At 72.7% G+C, this 15,685-nt stretch carries 15 protein-coding genes and 1 tRNA gene; 7 read left to right on the top strand and 9 right to left on the bottom strand.

Annotation, left to right across the window (positions count from 1 at the left end):
* Nucleotides 1–8 precede the first annotated feature (8 nt).
* Nucleotides 9–593 carry a dihydrofolate reductase family protein gene (locus tag ACFYZ3_RS16050; protein ID WP_388517386.1) on the top strand — a complete coding sequence of 195 codons (585 nt, stop codon included), beginning with the start codon at nt 9–11 and terminating at the stop codon, nt 591–593.
* A 23-nt stretch (nt 594–616) separates the two neighbouring features.
* Here the strand turns inward: ACFYZ3_RS16050 and ACFYZ3_RS16055 are convergent, their stop codons facing one another.
* On the bottom strand, nt 617–1,471 hold the full coding sequence (locus ACFYZ3_RS16055; protein WP_388517389.1) for a class I SAM-dependent methyltransferase: 855 nt from the start codon (nt 1,469–1,471) through the stop codon (nt 617–619).
* Between the two features lie 138 nt (nt 1,472–1,609).
* Here ACFYZ3_RS16055 and ACFYZ3_RS16060 point away from each other — a divergent pair, with 138 nt between their 5' ends.
* Together ACFYZ3_RS16060 and ACFYZ3_RS16065 are read left to right on the top strand one after the other, a co-directional pair.
* Nucleotides 1,610–2,203 (top strand): TetR/AcrR family transcriptional regulator, encoded by a 594-nt coding sequence (locus tag ACFYZ3_RS16060; protein ID WP_388517392.1) that lies wholly within the window; start codon nt 1,610–1,612, stop codon nt 2,201–2,203.
* A gap of 132 nt (nt 2,204–2,335) precedes the next feature.
* Complete coding sequence (locus ACFYZ3_RS16065) at nt 2,336–3,436, top strand: LLM class flavin-dependent oxidoreductase (RefSeq protein WP_388517394.1); 1,101 nt, start codon at nt 2,336–2,338, stop codon at nt 3,434–3,436.
* On the opposite strand, the gene ACFYZ3_RS16070 is transcribed toward ACFYZ3_RS16065, so the two are convergent.
* A complete protein-coding gene (locus ACFYZ3_RS16070) occupies nt 3,412–5,307 on the bottom strand; it encodes a putative bifunctional diguanylate cyclase/phosphodiesterase (protein WP_388517397.1) in 1,896 nt (631 codons plus the stop codon). The two genes, ACFYZ3_RS16065 and ACFYZ3_RS16070, sit on opposite strands and share 25 nt — an antisense overlap.
* A gap of 284 nt (nt 5,308–5,591) precedes the next feature.
* On the opposite strand from ACFYZ3_RS16070, the gene ACFYZ3_RS16075 reads away from it, so the two are divergent.
* On the top strand, nt 5,592–6,902 hold the full coding sequence (locus ACFYZ3_RS16075; protein ID WP_388517400.1) for a M6 family metalloprotease domain-containing protein: 1,311 nt from the start codon (nt 5,592–5,594) through the stop codon (nt 6,900–6,902).
* A gap of 268 nt (nt 6,903–7,170) precedes the next feature.
* Here ACFYZ3_RS16075 and ACFYZ3_RS16080 read toward each other — a convergent pair.
* The 6 genes from ACFYZ3_RS16080 to ACFYZ3_RS16105 all read right to left on the bottom strand — a co-directional run bounded on the left by ACFYZ3_RS16080 (nt 7,171) and on the right by ACFYZ3_RS16105 (nt 12,068).
* Nucleotides 7,171–7,244: transfer RNA gene (locus tag ACFYZ3_RS16080), tRNA-Lys, on the bottom strand.
* Nucleotides 7,235–7,849, bottom strand: a complete 615-nt coding sequence (locus ACFYZ3_RS16085; RefSeq protein ID WP_360999943.1) for a bifunctional DNA primase/polymerase — start codon at nt 7,847–7,849, stop codon at nt 7,235–7,237. Before ACFYZ3_RS16085 ends, ACFYZ3_RS16080 begins: the two co-directional genes overlap by 10 nt.
* Before the next feature lie 142 nt (nt 7,850–7,991).
* Nucleotides 7,992–8,339, bottom strand: a complete 348-nt coding sequence (locus tag ACFYZ3_RS16090; protein WP_360999940.1) for a hypothetical protein — start codon at nt 8,337–8,339, stop codon at nt 7,992–7,994.
* Nucleotides 8,340–8,489: 150 nt separating this feature from the next.
* Nucleotides 8,490–10,046, bottom strand: coding sequence for a polysaccharide lyase family 1 protein (locus ACFYZ3_RS16095; RefSeq protein WP_388517403.1), 1,557 nt, complete (start codon nt 10,044–10,046; stop codon nt 8,490–8,492).
* Between the two features lie 391 nt (nt 10,047–10,437).
* Nucleotides 10,438–11,169: an aspartate/glutamate racemase family protein gene (locus tag ACFYZ3_RS16100; protein WP_388517406.1), complete on the bottom strand. Its 732-nt coding sequence runs from the start codon at nt 11,167–11,169 to the stop codon at nt 10,438–10,440.
* On the bottom strand, nt 11,166–12,068 hold the full coding sequence (locus ACFYZ3_RS16105) for a decarboxylase (protein WP_388517409.1): 903 nt from the start codon (nt 12,066–12,068) through the stop codon (nt 11,166–11,168). Before ACFYZ3_RS16105 ends, ACFYZ3_RS16100 begins: the two co-directional genes overlap by 4 nt.
* A gap of 187 nt (nt 12,069–12,255) precedes the next feature.
* Here ACFYZ3_RS16105 and ACFYZ3_RS16110 point away from each other — a divergent pair, with 187 nt between their 5' ends.
* The 3 genes from ACFYZ3_RS16110 to ACFYZ3_RS16120 are packed head-to-tail and all read left to right on the top strand — an operon-like array spanning nt 12,256 to nt 15,167.
* On the top strand, nt 12,256–13,233 hold the full coding sequence (locus tag ACFYZ3_RS16110; RefSeq protein ID WP_388517412.1) for a D-2-hydroxyacid dehydrogenase: 978 nt from the start codon (nt 12,256–12,258) through the stop codon (nt 13,231–13,233).
* Between the two features lie 36 nt (nt 13,234–13,269).
* Nucleotides 13,270–14,673 (top strand): amidase, encoded by a 1,404-nt coding sequence (locus tag ACFYZ3_RS16115; protein WP_388517414.1) that lies wholly within the window; start codon nt 13,270–13,272, stop codon nt 14,671–14,673.
* A complete protein-coding gene (locus ACFYZ3_RS16120; RefSeq protein WP_388517417.1) occupies nt 14,670–15,167 on the top strand; it encodes a hypothetical protein in 498 nt (165 codons plus the stop codon). Before ACFYZ3_RS16115 ends, ACFYZ3_RS16120 begins: the two co-directional genes overlap by 4 nt.
* Here the strand turns inward: ACFYZ3_RS16120 and ACFYZ3_RS16125 are convergent.
* A complete protein-coding gene (locus ACFYZ3_RS16125; protein WP_388517419.1) occupies nt 15,148–15,642 on the bottom strand; it encodes a DUF3830 family protein in 495 nt (164 codons plus the stop codon). The two genes, ACFYZ3_RS16120 and ACFYZ3_RS16125, sit on opposite strands and share 20 nt — an antisense overlap.
* Nucleotides 15,643–15,685 lie beyond the last annotated feature (43 nt).

Consider the following 15,685-nt stretch of genomic DNA (forward strand, 5'->3'; position numbering starts at 1 on the left):
GGCCCGCGATGCGCAGAGTGACCTATTCGATGAACGTGTCCCTCGACGGCTACATCGTCGACGCGGGCGGCGACATCAACTGGAGCGACCCGAGCGAAGAGGTCTTCCGGTACTGGACCGACGAGATCCGCGAGACCGGCGCCCACCTGCTGGGGCGGCGCCTGTACGAGACGATGCTGTACTGGGAGACCGCCGACCGGGACGGGTCGCTCGACGCCGCGGAGCTGGAGTGGGCCGCGCTGTGGAAGGCGCTCCCGAAGGTGGTGTTCTCCAGGGCGCTGACGACGGTGCAAGGCACCAACACGCGCCTGGCCTCCGGCACCCTGGCGGAGGAGATCGAGCGCCTGCGGGCCGAGCCCGGCGAGGGAGACATCGCGATCGGCGGCGCGACCCTCGCCGCCGAGGCGGCCGCCTCGGACCTGATCGACGAGTACCGGACCATGGTCCACCCGGTTCTGGTCGGCGGCGGCACCCCCTTCTTCCCCCACCACGGGCGCCGGGTGACCCTCGAACTCGTCGAGAGCCGTACTTTCGGCTCCCAAGTCGCCTACCTCCGCCACCGTGTGACCCGCCGGAACTCACCGGGGAGCTGAGGCACTTCGGCGCGGCGACCCGGTCAGGCGGCGGCCGGGCGGACCGCCGTGGCCAGCCACGACGTACTGAGGAGCCGGACCGTACCGTCAGCCGCCTCGTGCGTGCGCAGATGGTCGGTCAGGATGCCGCGGGCGCGGGCCCGCGCGGTCGGACCGGCCCGGTCCACGAGGTGGCGACCGGGGCCCGTGCCCAGGAGGAACTCCGCCGCGTCCTCGGCGTCCCGCCCCCACGTCCCGTGGGCCCGGACCCGGTCGACGTCGATGTCGACGAAGCCCGCCGCGGTGAGGACGTCGCCGATGCGGTCCGGGGCGGCCAGGGAGAACATGCCGGGCAGCCCGGGCTGTCCGAAGCCGCCGACCGGCAGGACCTCGCGCAGTGACGCCATCGCCGTGACCCAGCCGTTCAGCATCGCGTCGGCCGGGCAGACGAACGCCAGGCGCCCGCCGGGTCGCAGCGCCCGGCCGACGTTGCCGAAGGCGGCCACGGGGTCGGCGAAGAACATCACCCCGTAGCGGCTGACCGCCGCGTCGAACGCGCCCGCCTCGAAGGGGTGCACCTGTGCGTCGCCCTGCGCGAAGGAGACGTTCGCGACGCCTTCCCGCTCGGCGCGGCTCCTGGCCTCGGCGAGCATCGGGCCGGACAGGTCGAGACCCAGCGCGTGTCCTCGGGGTGCCCGCAGCGCGGCGCGCCGCGTGGTCTGGCCCGAGCCGCAACCGAGGTCGAGAACCCGGTCTTCTCCGGTGATGCCGGCGGCGTCGAGGAGGGGCTCGTCGAAGCCCTCGTTCACGGCGTTCCAGCGGTCCTGGTTGCGCGCCCAGTGGGTTCCCTCCGGACCGTTCCACGCTTGAGCCTGCTCGGTGTTGACGATGTCCGGCACAGGTGCCTCCCGGGCGAACGACGGAGAATGGGCGTGTGCCCAAACAGTATGGGCAAGTGCCCAAACCCCGCAATCCCCGTTACGCTTCACGGGGTCGAGCCCAGCCGGGGCGACCGATCCGGGACGAATGAGAGGCCCATGGCACCGCGCGGAGTGGCGACACCGGACGTACGCGAGCGGCTCTTCGCGGCGGCCGAGCGCATCGTGGAGCGGGACGGCCCCGGCGCGCTCACCAGCCGGGCGGTCACCACCGAAGCGGGCTGTGCCAAGGGGCTGCTGCACGCGCACTTCGCCGGTTTCGACGGATTCGTGGCCGAGCTGTGCCTGGACCGGTTCGCGAAGACGGCGACGAAGGCGCGGGCCCTGTCCGGGACAGCCGGGCACGGCACGGTGGAGCGGAACCTGAACACCGTCGCTCTCGCCCTGTTCGACTCCGGCGGCCTCGCCCTGTCCGGCCTCGCCATGACCCGCCCGGCCGCCACGCTGGGCATCCGCGCGGCGCTGGAGAGGGGCGCGCCGGGCTTCACCGCGATCGAGGAGGCGATTGCCGACTACCTGGAGGCCGAGCGGGAGCTCGGCCGCGTGGCGCGGACCGTCGACCCGCCCTCGGTGGCCCTCGCCGTCGTCGGCACCGCCCACCATCTCCTGATGACCGGCCGGCCGGGCGCGCCCGACCCGCGCCCGCTGGTGACCCGCCTGATCACGACGCTGGTGAACGCCCCGACCTCGTGAGCCGCTCGCGCGGAGCGCGACGTGCGGGCGCCGACCGCTCACCCGCGATCCGCCGGGAATAACCGGAGACCCCCTCCTGTTACGACGCGAAGCGACCCGTACGACCACGTCAAGCACAGGAGGCACCCCACCATGCCCGCAGCCGCCGCAGAGGAGATCCGGGGCACCGCCCACGGCACCGCTCCCGTCCCCCTCTCCGTACTGGACCTGGTGACCGTGGGGGCCGGTCGGACCGCCTCCGACGCCCTGCGGACCAGCGTGGACATCGTGCGGCTCGCCGAGGCGCGCGGGTTCGAGCGGTACTGGGTCGCCGAGCACCACTCCATGCCCGGCGTCGCCTCCTCCTCCCCCGCGGTGATCCTCGCCCACCTGGCGGCCCACACGGACCGCATCCGTCTCGGGTCGGGCGGCGTCATGCTGCCCAACCACGCGCCGCTCGTCATCGCGGAGCAGTTCGGGACGCTGGAGGCCATGGCGCCGGGGCGCGTCGACCTGGGCCTCGGCCGCGCCCCCGGCACGGACGGGGCCACCGCCGCCGCGCTGCGCCGCACCGACCGGCTGAACGAGGGCGCCGACGACTTCCCGCAGCAGCTCGCCGAGCTGATCCGGTTCCTCGACGACGACTTCCCGGACGGGCACCCGTACGGGCGTATCCACGCCGTGCCGGGCCCCGTGCAGGCCACCTCGCCCGGGGGCGTGCAGTCGGCGCACCGCCCGCCGGTGTGGCTGCTCGGCTCCTCCGGGTTCAGCGCGCGGCTGGCCGGCACCCTCGGGCTGCCGTTCGCCTTCGCGCACCACTTCTCGGCGCAGAACACGGTCCCCGCCCTCGACCTGTACCGGGAGTCCTTCCGGCCGTCGGCCGTGCTGGACGCCCCGTACGCCCTCATCGGCGTCTCCGCGCTCGCGACCGACGAGGAGAAGGAGGCGCGCAGGCAGGTGCTCGCGGCCGCGCTGAACATGGTCCGGCTGCGCACCGGGCGCCCGGGGCTGGTGCCGACGCCGGAGGAGGCCGAGGCGTACGACTTCAGCCCGATGGAGCAGGACTTCATCCAGTCCTGGAACGCCAACGTCATCCACGGCACCGCCGACGAGGTACGAGCCGGCCTCGACGACCTGCAGAAGCGCACCGGCGCCGACGAGCTGATGCTCACCGCCAACGCCCACGGCGGCGACGTACGCCTGCGCTCCTACGAGCTGATCGCCGACGCCTACGGGTTGCCGACGCCGGCCTGAACCCCGGCCGGGCCGCCGGGTTCCGCGTGGCCCAGCAGCGCGGAGATGCGGTCCGGTGCCACCGGCCGGGAGTACAGCCAGCCCTGGCCGGTGTCGCAGCCGATGCGGCGCAGGCGGGTCGCCTGGTCCGAGGTCTCCACGCACTCGGCGGTGACGGTCAGGCCGAGGCGGTGGGCGAGCTGGACCATCGCCTCGACGATGACCTCGTCGGCCGGATTGGCGGCCCCGGCACCGGAGGCCGTGGCGCCGGGCACGGCGTCGTACTGGAAGCCCCGGACGAAGGCACCGTCCAGCTTCAGCACCGAGACCGGCAGCCGGCTGAGGTAGGCCAGGTTCGAGTAGCCGGTGCCGAAGTCGTCGATGGCGATGTGGACGCCCATGTCGCTGAGCGCCTTGAGGACCTGGAGCGGGCGCCCCGCCGAGCCCATCACCGCCGACTCCGTCAGCTCCAGCTGGAGGAGGTGGGGGGCCAGGCCCGTCTCCTCCAGGGTGCGGGCCACGTCCGCCACCAGGTCGGAGTCCCAGACCTGGCGGACCGCCACGTTGACGCTGACGAAGATCGGCGGCTCGTCCGGGTGGGCCAGCTGCCAGCGGCGGGCCTGGTGGCAGGCGGTGCGCAGGATCCAGCGGCCGAGGGGAACGATCGAGCCATCCTCCTCCGCCAGTGCGATGAACCGATTCGGCGCCAGTACGCCGAACTGAGGATGATTCCAGCGGATGAGCGCCTCGACGCCCCTCACCCGCCCGTCCTCCATGCCGACCAGCGGCTGGTACTCCAACGCGAACTCGCCGCGTTCGATGGCGGGGCGGAGCGTGGCGGCCAGCGCCTGACGGGTCATGCGGTTGGCGTTGCGCTCGGGGTCGAACAGGGTCCAGCGGGCCCTGCCGTCCGCCTTGGCCCAGTACAGGGTGGTGTCGGCGGCCTGCATCAGGGCGGTGGGCGTGGTGCCGGCGGTGTGGCGTTCGACGACGCCGACCGAGGCGGTGACCGACAGGCGGCGGTCGGAGAGTTCGAACGGCGGCTGGAGCGCCGCCAGGACCGCCCCGGCCAGGTCGGCGAGCTGGTCGGTTCCGGTGGAGTCCTCCACCAGGAGGGCGAACTCGTCACCGCCGAGCCGGGCCACCAGCGGGGCGCCGGACCGGGCGTGGGCCGCCTCCTCCGCGCACCTGGTCAGCCGTTCGGCCACGGCGGCCAGCAGCCGGTCGCCGACGCGGTGGCCGTGGGTGTCGTTGACGGCCTTGAAGCCGTCCAGGTCCAGGTAGCACACGCCGATCCGGCCGGTGCCGCCGTGCTCGTACGACTCCGCCTCCAGAGCGGCGGTCAGGCGTTCGAAGAACAGGGCGCGGTTGGGCAGCCGGGTGACCGGGTCGTGCATCTGGAGGTGGCGCAGCCGGGCCTGGAGCTCGCGCCGGGCGCTCACGTCGGCGACGGAGAGCAGCAGACCGGGGGCGTCCCCGCCCCCGGAGTCCCCGGAACCGGCCAGTGGCTCGACCGTCACCTGCGCCCACAGGGAGTGCCCGTCGGCCCGCTTCAGCCGTCTGGTGCAGCGCAGCCGGGCCCGGTGGCCGCGCAGCACCTCGCGGTACGCGTGCCAGGTACCGGCGTCGGAGGCGAGGTCGACGAGGTCGGCCGCCACGGACCCGGCCAGCGCTTCCGGGTCGGTGCCGAGCAGGGCGCCCAGGGTGTCGTTGGCGCTGACGACCAGGCCCTCGGCGTCGACGACGGCCATGGCGAGCGGGGCCGTGGCGAACACCGACCGGTAGGCCGGGGGCTCCGCACGCACGGCACGAGGAGCCAGACCTTCATCACTCTCTGTAATGGCCGGGCCGAGATCCGCTGCGGGCGCCGGCCCTTCGGAGGTTCCGTTCACCGCTCGCTCCCGCAGTGCCTCGATCTCTGTTCGTGCTCTGTTCGTGCAGGAAAGTGTGCCGATCATAGAGGCTGACACCGGGCCCTTCCAGCCGCCGTTCCGCGTTCGGGACCGAGCGACCCTTCCGGCAGATCGTTTCTGCTCACACCTGGACGGGTCCGTCACCCCTCCGACCAGTTGTGACGTTCCGTGAGTGTCTTCGAGGTATCGACCAGGAGAACTCCTGCGAAATCCCGGACGGCTCACCCATCCGGTGCACGCGAACAGGGCGCAATACGACAATCATGCACAAGCTGGGTGCGGTGTCCCGTCAACCGCGTCCGGAGGTCCATGTGCCGCGCCAGCTCCCCCGGACCAGGCTGCGCAGCACCGCCGCGGTGTGCACCACGATGTCGGCCCTCGCCGCGACCTCCCTGATCACCGCCCCCTCGGTCGCCGAGCCCTTCTCCCCGGAGCCCTGCGCGCTCGAGCGCACCGCCGTGCACCACTCGGAGGGCCTGGACACCTGGAACGCCACCTACCCGCGGCCCGCCCGCGCCCTGGACGCGGTGATGGTGTTCCTGTCCTTCCCCGACTCCCAGCCGCTGACGGCACCGGCCGAACTCGCCGCCGACCACTTCCCCGCCACCGGGGACTTCTTCCGGCGCGCCTCCTACGGCGCCTTCACGCTCCGCCCGCACCCGCTGCGGGACTGGATCCGGATGCCGAGCCCGTCGACGTCGTACGCCATACGGCGGGACTGGAGCCCGGAGCACCGGGCCGCCTACCTGCGCGACGCGCTGACCGCGGCCGACCGGTACGTCGACTTCTCCCGGTACGACGTCGTCTACTTCGTCGCGGACCCGGACGCGCCCGGGGTGGACTCCGACGCCACGAAGGTCGTCAACCTGGACACCCCGCTGCGGGCGGACGGCACGGACATCCGCCGGGTCGTCACGGTCTTCGAGAACCATCCGCCGGACCGGCTGGTCCTGGCCCACGAGACGGGGCACGTCTTCGACCTGCCGGACCTGTACCACCGGCCGGCGGACGGCGAGGGCGACTGGGACACGCACGTCGGCGACTGGGACCTGATGGGCAGCCAGTTCGGACTCTCCCCGGACCTGTTCGGCTGGCACAAGTGGAAGCTGGGCTGGCTGCGGCCCCGGCAGGTGGCCTGCGTGCGGGGCGGCGAACCGACCCGGCTGACGCTGGAGCCGCTGGGCGCCGGTCCCGGGGTGGTGGTGACCGGCGCCGCGGGCGCGCCGGCCTTCGGCCTCGGGCGGGGCACGAAGCTGGCGGTGGTGCGCACGGGGGCGGGCAGCGCGCTCGCCTTCGAGGTACGTACGCCGGTCGGCAACGACGCGGCGTCCTGCCGCGCGGGGGTGCTGGTGTACCGGGTGCACAGCGGGGCGGAGTCGGGCGGCGGGCCGATCGAGGTGGTCGACGCCCACCCGGACACCGAGGCCTGCTGGGCCGACTCGGTCTACCCCCCGCTGGCCGACGCCCCGGTGGCCCTCGGCGAGAGCTTCACGGTGCCGGGCGACGGCGTACGGGTAGAGGTAGAGGACCGCACTGAATCAGGCACCTGGACCGTACAGATCACCCCCGGCTGACGCCGACCCGACCGCCCCCGACCGCACGCACGCCCCGAGCCCCCCGCCCCCGGACAACGGCACCACGAGCACCCCTGGACCACACGGACACCTGGGGCGAGCCACACATCCCCGGACCACACAAACACCCGCCCCGAGCCCCACCCCCCGGACCACCGAGCGGGGGGGGTGGGTGGCGAAGCCCCCACCCCGCGCGGCGAAGCCGCGCAAAAACAACGATGGCGAGGAGGTTCGCGCTTTCCGCGAACACGCCTCGCCATCGCCATCGTGCGCCGCCAGGGACTCGAACCCCGGACCCGCTGATTAAGAGTCAGCTGCTCTAACCAACTGAGCTAGCGGCGCCTGCTGACGTCGTAGACCTTAGCACCCTGGTCGGCGGGAGGAAAAATCGAAATCCGCACCGCCGCACGGGCCGCCCGCACGGCCGCCCAGAGCATGATCTCCGGGCCGGGCAGCCACGGCTGGCGGGTGTCCGGGGCCACGAGCCAGCGGGATCCGGAGCGCGGCGGCGCGTCCGCGGGGGCGGCGGGGCCCGCGGGGGCCGGTACGGTCACCGCGTCCCCGGCGCCGTGGCACAGCAGCGGCGGCACCGCTCCCGTACGGCCGCCCTCCCGGCCGCGGGCGCTCCACTCCTCCCAGTCGAGCAGCGACGGCAGCCGCTGGGCGGTGCCGGGGGCGGCGAACAGGAGCATCCGGCCGCGGAACTCCGCCACCGGGCCCGAACCGGGGCCGTCGTCCCAGAGCCGGTCCAGCATCCGGCGGCCGAAGATCGCGGGAGCGCTCACCACGTCGAAGGCGGAGCCGCAGGGCAGGACGACCGGAGCCTCGGGCCGCTCCTCCCAGAGCGCGAGCGTGCTGCGCGGGTACGCGCCCGCCGAGGCCAGCCAGGCGGCGCCGTCCGAGGTGACGTCCGAGGCATGGGGCGTGGCGTTGCGTGTGCTGCTCATACCGCAAATATCTACCGGGCGTGAGGATCCCGCTCCGCTGGGTTGCGGGAAACCGGGACACAGCGGCCGGGAGGGGAGTATCTTGCCCAGCCCGCTGGCATATGCGCTGCGGCCACCCGCCCGCCGCCCCGGCGAACCCGGCTCACTCGGCCGACTCGCCGCGCATCAGGTCCCGGCCGAACTCCACCATCTTCTTGGCATAGTCCTCGGTCCACTCCGCGCGTTCGGCGATGTCCGCGGCCGTCAGCCGGTCGAACCGCCTCGGATCGGCCAGCTGCGCCGCCGCGAGCGCCTGGAACTCCATCGCCCGGTCCGCCGCCGCGCGGAACGCGTGGGTCAGCTCGGTGGCCCGTTCGAGCAGGGCCCGGGGGTCGTCGATCGACTCGAGGTCGAAGAAGTGCTCGGGATCGGCGGCCGCCTCCGCCGGCTCGAAGAGCAGGGGCGCGGGGCGTAGCCGCGGTTCGTGCCGACGCGGCGTGGGCTCCGCCATGTCTTCTCCTCCTCGTGCGTGACGACGGCCCGTCCCCGGGTGCGGGGGCACTCCGGTGGAGTGGGCCACCGTCCATTGTCCCGCGCCCGCGCAAGAGGGCGGGGCGTGCCCGGAGCCGCGATCCGGACACACCCCGCCCGCCTGCCCGTGTCAGCCCGCGTACGTCTCGAACTCGGCGATCTTCGGGGTGCCGGAGGCGCCGGTGATCTCGAAGGTGATCTTTTCCAGCGAGACCGGGGAGAAGCCGATCACGCCCGCTCCGCTGCCCGAGGCCAGGACGGCGCCGGTGTCGTGGTTGACCACGCGGTACGAGCCGACGGTGCCCTCGGAGCCGGCCGCCTCACGGATGTTGATCTTTCCGACGGTGGTGGCGGAGGACCACTTCACGGAGATGGAGCCGGTCGAGCCGGCCGGGGACCAGTACGTGCCGAGGTCACCGTCGCGCACGTTGCCGTAGCTGGTGCCGCTCGCCTTGGACGAGCCGTCGGCGCCCGCCCCGACGCTCAGGTTGGTCCCGCTCGGCGGATCGGTCGGGTCCGGGTCGGTCGGATCCGTCGGGTCCGGGTCGGTCGGGTCCGGGTCGGTCGGGTCCGGGCTCTGCGGGGTGCAGTTGCCGTCCGAGACCTTCAGGCCCTTGTTCGCGCCCGCCGTGCCGCTCACGACGGACGGCACGCAGGAGGCGTCGTCGAGGCTGTAGGAGTACGGGATGGACACCGTGGTGTTGGACTGCGGGTCGGGACCGGCCGGGTTGTTGTCCTCGCCGGGCTCGGACCAGGTCACGTTGTCGAAGATGTTGCCGCTGACCTGCCAGGAACCGGCCGCGTCGGTGTAGAAGGTGCCGAGGACGTCCTTGGAGTCCTCGAAGTAGTTGTTGTCGACCTTGGCCTTGGCGCCGGCGCGGGAGTTGATCCCCGACTTGTTCAGGCTCACGTAGTGGTTGTTGTACATGTGGGCCGTGCCGCCGCGCAGCAGGGGTGCGCGGGAGTCGATGTTCTCGTACAGGTTGTGGTGGAAGGTGACGTACCCGTTCGAGGTGTCGCTCTCGCTGGACCCGATCAGCCCGCCCCGGCCGGAGTTGCGCAGGACGCTGTAGGACAGGGTGACGTACTGGGTGTTGTCCTTCATGTCGAAGAGGCCGTCGTAGCCCTCCGACTCCCCGCCGGAGGCCTCCAGGGTGGAGTGGTCGACCCAGACGTTGCGGACGTCGCTCTCCATGCCGATGGCGTCGCCGCCGTTGGAGGTGGGCGAGCCGGACTTCTTGACGTTCCGGACGGTCACGTTCTGGATGACGATGTTGCTGGACTCCCGGATGTGGATGCCCAACTGGTCGAAGACGGCACCGTTTCCGACCCCGACGATCGTGATGTTGCTGACCTGCTTCAGCTCGATCCTGTCGGCCGCGGTGTTGCAGCTGTCGCCCGACACCTTGCTGGTGTTGCCGTGGTTGATGGTGCCCTCGACCTCGATGGTGATCGGGGTGCTGCTGCTGGCCCGGCCGCACAGGGCCTGGTGGATCGCGGTGCCGGTGGTGGCCCGGACGGTCTGTCCGCCCGCGCCGCCGGTCGTGCCGCCGTTCTGGGTCGCGTAGCCGGTGGCGCCGCCGGCCGCTGCCGCCGCCTCGGGCATCGTCAGCACCACACCGGCCGCGGCCGCGAGGGCCAGCGTGCCCAGTGCCGCTTGGAGTCGCAGCGCGACTGGTCGTCTCATCCTCGGTCTCCCCATTCGCCTTCACATGCCGGAACGTAAGCCATGGCGTGATCATGTCAATCACACGATGGCGGAAAGCGCTTTCTCGGCGTGAGAATAGGGGGAGGTTCGAGTGCTGACAAGGGTTCAGGTGAGTTGTCGATGGTTCAGATTTACGATCAACGTCTATCTACCTGAACGGACGGCGCTCGATGTGCACCCCGGCCGGAGCTGCGGTACGATCATCTTGCCTGATCACGGGGGCCAACTCCCCGCAACGGGCACTGCGTTGGTGGTCCAAGGAAAGACGCCCCACTTCCCGTGGGGAAATGCAGGTGCAAGGCCTGCCCAGCGCTCGACGAGAACCCCGGTCCGCACCTGCGGACCGGGGTTCTTCCGTGTCAGGCCCTGCTCAGGCCTGCACCACCGGCTCCCGCGTGAACAGCGCGCCCAGTTCCGGCGCGTTGACCCGGCGGTCGGCCAGGCGCAGGCCCTCCCAGACGGTGACCTGGTTGGCGGTGAGGACCGGCTTGCCCAGCTCCTTCTCCAGGGCCGGGATGTGGGCCGCCGTGTGCAGGGCCGTGTCCGGCAGGAGCACCGCCTCGGCGTCCGGCCGGTCGGCGGCGCGGGCCAGCGCCAGCACCTCCGCCTCGGTCCAGGTGCCGACCTCCGCCGCCGTGACGATGCCCGAGCTGACGACGTCGGCCACCTCGATGCCGGCGGCGCCGAGGAAGTCCGCGAAGAGCCGGGCCACGTCGTCCGGATAGGTCGCGCCGATCGAGACCCGCCGCACCCCGAGCTCCTTCGCCGCGTGCACGAAGGCGAAGGAGGTGGACGAGGCCGGCAGGCCCGCCGCCTGGGCGAGGGCGCGCACCTGTGCGTGGGCGCCGTCCCAGCCGTGCACGAAGCTGCCGCTGGTGCAGGCCCACACCACGGCGTCGGCACCGGCCAGCCGCAGTTCGGCCACGCCCGCCTCGAGCCGGGCGGGCGAACCCATCTCGAGGAGCGCGTCCACCCGGTGGGCGTCCTCGCCGATGTCCGTGTGCACCAGGTCCACCCGGATGTCGCTGCCCAGGAGCTGCTCGATGCGTGGGTAGTCGTCCTCGCCGGAGTGGCCCGGGTACAGGAATCCCAGTGCTGTCATGTCCACCCTTCCTGCTGCTGTTCCGTGTCCGGGACGTCACCGACGCCCGGCATGTCCACCGCGGCGGGTCCGACCGGGCCCGCCACCGCGGGGTCGACGGGGCCCACGGGCCCCACCACCGCGGGACCCGCCGCGCCCGTCGCCGCGGGGCCGAGGCGCGCGGCCGGATCGGTCAGCGCCTGGTACGGCCCCACCGCAGGGGTACCCAGTCGGCGCAGCGCCGCCCACATCGTCACTTGGTTGGCCGAGATCACCGGGATCCGCAGCTCGGCCTCCAGCTGGGGGATGACGTCGTAGGTGGGGAGGTTGGTGCAGGAGATGAACAGGGCGTCCGCCGCTCCCGGTGCGGGTACGGCCTGGCGGGCCATGTCGGCCACGTCGCGGTACGGCACCTTCCAGATGTGCCGGGTGAGCCCCATGAAGGCGCAGCCCGTGATGGTGACGCCCGCCTCGGCGACGTACGCCTCCAGTGCCCGGGTCACGGACACGGTGTACGGCGTCACCAGCGCGACCCGGCGTACGCCCAGCTCGGCCAGCGCGTCGAGCAGGGCGCCGGAGGTGGTGACGGACGGGACGGCGCCCGCCCAGGTCATCGCCTCGCACATGGCGCGTTCCCCGGCGATGCCGCCGACGAAGCTGCCCGAGGTGCAGGCGTAGGCGACGACCTCGGGGGCGATGGCGTTGAGGGTGCGCACCGCCTCGCCGAGGGTCTCGTGCTCGCTGACCATCCGGGCGAGGTCCAGACTGACCTCGACGGGCACGAAGGGGGTCCGTGTCATGTGCAGTGACACGTCGTCGGGCACCCATCGCCACAGCTCGCGATCGAGTGCGAAGTCGAACGGGGCGACCACGCCGACCCCGCGTTGCGGAGCTGGTCCGCCGAGAAAGGAGATGTCCATGGCACGCACCGGCCTCACACTGAGAAAGGGGAGGGCAACGCACCGTTACGCACGGCCGTGTTGACGAAGGTAGGTTCCGGTGCGAGCGTGGTCAATCCGCCCGCATCACTCCCAGGTCAACAGCCGGTTAACTTCCGCGTCAACACCCGAACCGCCCCCGCTTCCACCGACCGGAGACAGGCCGCCGATGACCACGTCCCCGCGCACGCCCGCGCCGACTCCCGCTCCCACCCTCCTCGTCCTGGACGCCGAGCCGCTGCCCCGGCTCGGCCGGCTGACCGGCCGGGCCCGGATCGAGCACACCGACGCGGCGACGCTGGCGGAGCGGCTGCCGCACGCCGACGTCCTGCTGGTGTGGGACTTCGCCTCGCACGCGGTGCGCGAGGCGTGGCCGGGCGGCGGTCCGCGTCCGCGCTGGGTGCACACGGCGAGCGCCGGAGTGGACCATCTGATGTGCCCGGAGCTGGCCGAGTCGGACACGGTGGTGACCAACGCGCGCGGGGTCTTCGACCGGCCGATCGCCGAGTACGTCGCCGCGCTCGTCCTGGCGATGGCCAAGGACCTGCCCACCACGCTGCGCCTCCAGGGCGAGCGGACCTGGCGGCACCGCGAGTCGATGCGGGTGGCCGGAACGCGTGCCTGCGTGGTGGGCTCCGGCCCGATCGGCCGGGCGATCGTGAGCACGCTGGGGGCGCTCGGCATCACCACCGCGCTGGTCGGCCGCACCGCACGCCCGGGTGTGCACGGCCCTCAGGACCTGGACCGGCTGCTGGCCGGGGCCGACTGGGTGGTGGCGGCGGCGCCGCTCACCGACGACACGCGCGGCATGTTCGACGCCCGGCGGTTCGCTCTGATGCGGCCCTCCGCCCGGTTCGTGAACGTGGGGCGCGGTCCGCTGGTCGTCGAGGACGACCTGGTCGAGGCGCTGACCGCACGCCGGATCGCGGGCGCCGCGCTGGACGTGCTGAGCCACGAGCCCCTGACGCCGGACAGTGCCCTGTGGGAGGTCCCGGGGCTGATCGTCTCGCCGCACATGAGCGGGGACACGATCGGCTGGCGGGACGAACTGGGCGCGCAGTTCGTGGAGTTGTTCGAGAGCTGGGCGGCGGGCGGACCGCTGGCCAACGTGGTCGACAAGAAGCGTGGATACGTGCCCGGACACTGACGTCGCCGACGTCTCCGACCCGCGGGAGGGTGCCGCATGACCGACCTCACCGAGCTGACCGCCGTACAGCTCGTCGACGGCTACCGCAAGGGTTCTTTCAGCCCCGTGGAGGCGACCCGGGCCGTACTGGAGCGGGCCGAGCGGATCCAGCCGGAGGTGAACGCGTTCGTCCGGCTGACCGGCGAGGAGGCGCTGGACCGGGCCCGGCGGGCCGAGGAGCGGTGGCGCCGCGGGGAGCCGTGCGGGCGGCTGGACGGGGTGCCGGTCACGGTGAAGGACATCCTGCTGACGCGCGGTCAGCCGACCCTGCGCGGCTCCCGGGCCGTCTCTCCGGACGGGCCCTGGGAGGAGGACGCGCCGTCCGTGGCCCGGCTGCGCGAGCACGGCGCGGTCTTCGTCGGCAAGACCACGACGCCCGAGTACGGCTGGAAGGGCGTGACGGACTCGCCCCTGTCCGGCGTGACGCGCAACCCGCACGATCCCTCCCGTACCGCGGGCGGTTCCAGCGGAGGCGCCGCGGCGGCCGTGGCGCTCGGGGCGGGGCCGCTGGCGCTGGGCACCGACGGCGGTGGCAGTGTGCGCATTCCGGCGTCCTTCTGCGGCATCTTCGGCCTGAAACCGACGTACGGCCGGGTGCCGCTGTATCCGGCGAGCGCGTTCGGGACCCTCGCGCACGTCGGTCCGATGACCCGGGACGCGGCGGACGCGGCGCTGATGCTGGACGTGGTCGGCACCCCCGACGCCCGGGACTGGTCGGCGCTGGGCCCGGCGCCCGGGTCGTACACCGAAGCCCTGTCGGGCGGGGTGCGGGGGCTGCGGGTGGCGTACTCGCCCTCGCTCGGCGGGCAGGTGGCGGTGCGTCCGGCGGTGGCCGGGGCGGTGCGGCGGGCGGTGGAGCGGCTGGCGGAGCTGGGCGCGTACGTGACGGAGGCCGACCCCGACTTCACGGACCCCGTGGACGCCTTCCACACCCTGTGGTTCAGCGGGGCGGCGCGGGTGGTGCAGCATCTGCGGGCGGGGCAGCGGGAGCTGCTGGACCCGGGGCTGCGGGAGATCGTGGGGGCGGGGGCGCGGTACTCGGCGCTGGACTATCTCGCGGCGGTGGACGTCCGGATGGAGCTGGGGCGGCGGATGGGGGTCTTCCACCGGGAGTACGACCTGCTGGTGACGCCGACGTTGCCGATCACGGCGTTCGAGGCGGGGGTGGAGGTGCCGAAGGGTTCGGGGTATCGGCGGTGGACGGGGTGGACGCCGTTCACGTATCCGTTCAACCTGACGCAGCAGCCGGCGGCGACGGTGCCGGTGGGGACCGACGGGGACGGGCTGCCCGTCGGCCTCCAGATCGTCGCGGCCCGGCACCGCGACGACCTGGTCCTGCGGACCGCGCACGCGCTGTACGGGGCGGACACCGCCCTCATGACCGCGCGGAGCGCCGGTTGAGCGCGGAGACGGTCATCGCCGTGGCCGCCACGGTCATCGCGCTCGGATCGCTGTGGGTCAGCTGGGCCCAGACCAGAGCGACCCGGCTGCACAACCGGCAGTCGGTCAGACCCCTGCTGCAGATCCGGCGGATACGCCAGGACGACGGGGTCGGGCTGAAACTCGTCAACGCCGGCCTGGGCCCGGCCGTCGTGACGCGCACCGTGGTGCGCCTGGACGGCGCGGCGGCCGGTGAGTGGAACCGGGAGGTCAAGGGGGCGATCTTCGCCCCCGGACTGCGGCCGAAGACGTACTCCCTGCGGGCGGGCTCCGTCGTGCTCGCCGGACAGGAGACGTTCCTGGTGCTCCTGGACCGGTCCGGGAGCACCGGCCCCGACCGGCTCCAGGAGTTCTGGCACCTGATCGACCGGCGGCTCGTCATCGAGGTCGAGTACGAGTCGCTGTACGGCGGCGAAGGGTTCTGCGTGTCGTCGGCTACGCCCGGCGGAAGCTGAGCGTCTCCCCCGCCGCGCCCGTGCGCCACAGGTCGTTGCAGGCCTCCGCCATGGCTTCCAGGCCCTCCGTGATGCGGCCCCAGACGGTGCCGGGGACCCAGCCGACGTCGCCGTTGAGGAGGAGGTTGTTGCGCTCGTAGAAGAGGGCGAGGTCGACGAGGGTGGTGCCGGGGCGGACCTCACGGTCGTAGCCGTACGCCTTCGTGCCCAGCTCGGCACCCGCGAAGGCGAAATAGCACAGGTCGCCCGGAATGGGCGTTACCGTCGGATTCTCCAGCGGGGGTTCGGATGCCGCGAAGGGCGGGAAAAGGGCGTAGATCTCGTTGCGGGCGTATTTGGCGTGGTACACGTCGCCGCCGAGGGGGAGCGCGTCCCAGACGGCCGCGCAGGTGATCGGGGCCCGGTCGTCGAGCAGTTGGGCCGTGCAGGTGATTCCGCGCTTGACCAGCGAGACTTCGATGTAGCGATCAGCCATGCCCTCCATGGCAGTGCCCCGCGGCCCCGCGGTCAAGGGTGCC

Source organism: Streptomyces sp. NPDC001599 (genome assembly GCF_042893535.1).
In the GTDB taxonomy this organism is placed as follows: domain Bacteria; phylum Actinomycetota; class Actinomycetes; order Streptomycetales; family Streptomycetaceae; genus Streptomyces.